Source organism: Microbacterium sp., assembly GCF_011620715.1.
GTDB lineage: Bacteria > Actinomycetota > Actinomycetes > Actinomycetales > Microbacteriaceae > Microbacterium.
In genome coordinates, this window is the sequence record NZ_WOYP01000090.1 from 1 (window position 1) to 4,623 (window position 4,623).

3 protein-coding genes are annotated in these 4,623 nt (G+C 70.2%); 1 reads left to right on the forward strand and 2 read right to left on the reverse strand.

Annotated elements, in window-relative coordinates; translation table 11 throughout:
• The first annotated feature begins 93 nt into the window (after positions 1-93).
• Complete coding sequence (locus QZV84_RS09380) at positions 94-786, forward strand: LysR family substrate-binding domain-containing protein (protein WP_292828749.1); 693 nt, start codon at positions 94-96, stop codon at positions 784-786.
• 211 nt (positions 787-997) lie between these two features.
• On the opposite strand, the gene QZV84_RS09385 is transcribed toward QZV84_RS09380, so the two are convergent.
• Together QZV84_RS09385 and QZV84_RS09390 are read right to left on the reverse strand one after the other, a co-directional pair.
• Positions 998-3,466, reverse strand: a complete 2,469-nt coding sequence (locus QZV84_RS09385) for a CHAT domain-containing tetratricopeptide repeat protein (protein ID WP_292828755.1) — start codon at positions 3,464-3,466, stop codon at positions 998-1,000.
• 35 nt (positions 3,467-3,501) lie between these two features.
• Positions 3,502-4,623, reverse strand: a 1,122-nt coding sequence (locus QZV84_RS09390) for a S8 family serine peptidase (protein ID WP_292828752.1), incomplete at its 5' end; no start/stop codon positions are given.

Genomic DNA, 4,623 nt, shown 5'->3' on the forward strand with positions numbered 1-4,623 from the left:
TGGGGCTCTTGCTGACCGCTACTCGGCCCGCCGACGACGGTGGCGAGCACGGCGACCATGAGCGGGCCATAGCGCCCCGGCTACGCTGGCGGCATGGCGAAGAGCGGCGGGTCCCGGGGTCGGCCGCGTCGCCTGGCCGCGAAGAAGCGCAAGACCGCGCCGGCCACACTGCCGCCCGTGAGCGAGCCGATGCCCGCGGTGTTCGTTCTCGGCGCGATCCCGGGCGCGACTCCCGGCGGCTGGATCGACGCGTGGAAGGAACGGATGCCGCAGACCGAGCTCGAGCTTCGACCCATCGCGGCGTCGACCCAGCGCTCGGCCCTCCTCGACGAGGGCCTGGATGCCGCACTCGTGCGGCTTCCGATCGACCGCTCCGGACTCAGCGTCATCGCGCTCTACGACGAGACCGCGGTCGTGGTGACCTCGGCCGACTCGCACCTGACGACCGTGGACGAGCTCGATCTCGAAGATCTCGCCGGCGAGGTCTTGATCGTTCCGCAGGACGACGTGCTGGCGCTGACAGTGCCCGGAACGGTCGCGGCGTCCTTCTCCCCTCCCGGCGACACCGAGCAGGCGATCGCGACGGTCGCCGCTGGGGTCGGGATCGTCATCGTGCCGATGTCACTGGCCCGGCTGCACCGCCGCAAGGACACTGCGTACCGGCCGCTTCGCGACGGTCCGGTCTCGACGGTCGCGCTCGCCTGGCCGACCGAGCACACCACCCCCGCGGTGGAGGCGTTCGTCGGCATCGTCCGCGGGAGAACTGCGAACTCGTCGCGGAGCTGAGCCGCACGCAGACAGACGCCGGGGGATGTCGCCGACCTGGGTCTCTGCGACATCCCCCGCGGAACAGCCCGGTGAGATCCTCGCGCCCCGACCGCGCCCCACGGATCCCTCTGCCCCCAGTGTTCGGTACCCCCCGGTGCCGACCTGCGGGGCTGTTCCACGTGTGAGGAGTCCGACCGCAGGCCCCTGATACATCACTGCGCGATTGGTTTCAGAAGCCCGAGCCGTGCGCCTGGAATGGCGCGATGATCCCCGTGCGCTCGGATGCCGTGGCCAGGGCGACACTGGGCGGCTCACCCGCGGCGAGCCCCTCGTGCATCGCACCGAGCAGTTCGCACGCCACGTCGTCTGCCACCACGACCGGAGCCGCGATCACGCATCGCGTTCCGGCGTGCAGCCAGATGCGGGTCATGCCGATGGCTTCCTCGCCCCACCGCACCGACGATCTGCCGACCTCGCACGCCGAGAGCACGACGGTTTCGGGCACTGACGGGATCAGGTCGATGTCGTAGCCGAACAGCGTGCCATCGGCGAGTTCGAGACCGGAGAACAGGGGGTTGTCCACGGCGTGCCGGCCGTGCGCGGCGATGTGCAGCACGTCGAGCCGCGAAGCGAGGTCGGTCACAGCCTCGACAGTCGCCGAAGTGCCGAGCAGCGTCGTCGCCTCGGTCCAGGCAGATGCTGCGAGAGCCGCTTCCTCGTGACCCCGGGGAACGCGAGGCCCGACCGCGAATCCTGCGCGACGGCCCGACAATCCCGAGCCGCGCAGCCGCACCCACTGCGTCGCAGATGCCGCGAGGGTGAAGGCACGGCCCCGCATTCCCGGGAGCATCGCCCACGGAATGCCGCTGAGCACCCCCGGCGCGGTGACCACGATTCGGCGGGCGCTCGTGAGACGCAGCGGTGCGGTCAACAGCGCGGAGGACAGCGTCGCGAGCCGCTCGTCGAGTGCAGCGCGCACGATCTCGGCGAGAGGACCGCCTCGGACGGATGCCGCCATGTCGAGGTCGGCGCGCAGCCCGGGCAGTGCCCGCTGGAGCTTCGGCCAACCCGGCAGCGGCACGAGTTCGCTGTGATCCCTGGTGAGCAGCAGCACACTGAGCCGGTCGCCGGAGAAGACGTACGAAAGCGCCGCCGTATCGGTGTCGAGCGCTGCCCGTGCCTCGTCCATCGTCACGCGCTCCTGGATCTCGGCGGTCCCGGTCGCCGACCACTGACGCTCACGCGCGCGCTCGCGAAGCTGCTCGACCCGCGGGTCGGCATACCAGTCCTCGTTCTCCGCGCGCAGCATCCGCAACTCGGCCAGTTCCTCGGCCAGCGACGGATTGGGCGGCGGCCGCAGCGGAACGACCTGCAGGCTCAGATGGCGGGCCCGCTCCGACCACTCGAAGACGACATCCGGTCGGCCCGATTGCACGGCCGAGGCCAAACCCGCGCCGATGAGGCCGTTGCCGTGCATGACGATCGAGGTCTGGAGATCGAGACTGCCGAAGGAGCTCTGCCACCGCATGAGGTCATCGAGACCGCGCGCCGCGTGCCGGCGGACATCGAGGTGGCGCCGCCGGGCCTCCGAACGGGCGGCCTTGACCTCGGAAGCGAGCAAGCGCAGCTCGATCGGAGCCGTGGACGGCACGGACACTCTCGACGATTTCGCGCGCACGGACCCGTCTCGTGCGCGCCAGAGTTCGTGGGTCAGGCGAAGCGCAGCGGATTCGTTGTGGAACCCGAACGCTCGCAGGGCGGATGCGACCTCAGTCACCTCCTCGAGGGTTGGCACGCGGCGTGGCGCAGCCGCCCGATACCCGCCGCGCCTGACCTGTCCGCCGCTCAGCTCGGCGCGCAGGCGGATCCCCTCCGCCCGGGACGACCCCGCCTCGTTCCCCAGAGCCTTCAGACGTCGGCCCGCAGCCGTCGCGATCCTTCGCGCACCGACCGGGTCATGGGTCAGCATCGACCGCGCCAGGTTGAGCTCGGCTTCGGCCCGCGACTGGGGCATCCGATGCGCCCCGAAGACGGCGGTGTTGCGGACGAGAATCCGCTCGGCCTCGGTCGTGAGCCCGGCGTCGCGGAGCACTTCGGCGCGGTCGACGTCACAGGTCGCCACAGCGATGGCCGAGACGCCTCGCAGCTCGCGGCGCGCGGTCTCCATGTCGCTGAGAGCGCCGACCAGGTCTCCCCGGAGCAGATTGATGTAGCCGAGGTTGTGCCGCATCTGTGCTTCCTCGACGGTCAACCCCGCCTCGGCGTATCCGCGACGAGCCAGCTCCGTGTCCTGCGCCGCCTCATCGAGACGGAGATTCTGCATCCGCACGAGACTGCGCGTCACGTGCATCCGCAGCGCCACGAGCGTGGAGTCCTCGACCGATGCGATCGCCCGCGTCAGCCAGCTCTCAGCTTCACTGAGAAGGCCGGTCATCTGCGCGACCGCCCCGAGCTGGCCGTAGAGCACCGCCGTCGACTCCCGTGAGATGCCCGGCAGCGCGAGCGCTTCGTGACAGACCTGCTCGGCGGCCGATGGCTCGCCGGTTCGCGCCATCACGTAGGCGAGGGTGCCCATCGCGCGCGCGCGCAGATCGACGTCATCGGCACGGTCGATCGCCGTGATCAGCAGGCGCCGGGCCTCGGCATGCCGTCCGTAGTTGACAAGATCGACCGCGCGACGGTGCAGGTCCCCCGCCATACGCGCCACGATTCCATCATGGCCAATCCGCCGGGTCAGCGGGGCAGAACCTCCGGAAGCGCTTTGTCGACGGCCTTCGCTGCCTTGCGAAGTGCGTCGACCCTGGGCTCCACCTCGCGGCCGAGCTCGCCGCTCATCAGGGGACCCGCCATTTCACAGGCGAGCCGACCGGCAACCAGCGGGGCCGCGAACGACGTGCCGCTCCACAGTGCGAAGCCCGCGCTGTAGTCGTCCGGATCAAGGGATTCGCGCCGCAGCGTTCCGCGGTCGTTTCGCGAGCCCGCTTGCGCGCCGCCGTGGAACGGCGGTGAGGTGCTCAGCACGGAGACACCGGGCGCCCACGTCTTGACCCATCGGCCGATATTGCTGAACAGGGCGATCGAGCGATTCGGATTCATCGCGCCGACCGAGACGTGCGGCGCTGCGTTCGCGGGCTCCTCGACATGGAAGTCCGCGCCCGGCCACGGCCACAGGGCCGCCGGAAAGCTCGGCCGGTCGGTGGCGTCGTTGCCGGCCGAGCACACGACTGCACAGCCCGCCTGGCGCGCACGGCCGAGCAGCTGGCTCATGGTGGTGTCATACAGCTCGTCCTCCGGGGTCTCGTGGTAGTACCCGAGAGAGATGTTCAGCACGTCGATCGGCTGGCCACCCTTGTCGGCGGCATGCCGCAGTACGGCGAGCGCGACGTCTCGGACCGCCTTGAGGAACTCACCCTCGAGGACGGTCCCCTGACTGTCGGCGACCCGGATCGGGATGAGTGTCGCATCGGGGCAGCTCTGATGCAGGATGCCTGCCACGAAGGTCCCATGCCCGGCAGCGCCGTCGAGGAACCCATCGAAGGGGCCAGCCTGATCGCCATGCCGCTCCGGATCGGTGGGATCGTCCGTGAGACCGATCGCGTCGGCATTCTGAGGAAGCTGCCGCTTGACGACATCCGGCGCGGTGAACCACGGATGTTCGCCGCACCCGGTGTCCATGAACGCGATCACCGGCCGGCGCCCCTTCTCGCCGAGCTCCCGCACCCTCGCCGGGGCGGCGCCGACATAGTCGACCGCCTGACGCCCGCCACCACCTGCGATGCCGTAGCCCGCCGTCCCGGACGGGTTCGTGTGACCGAACGGGTTCGTGTGACCGAACGGGTTCGTGTGACCGAACGG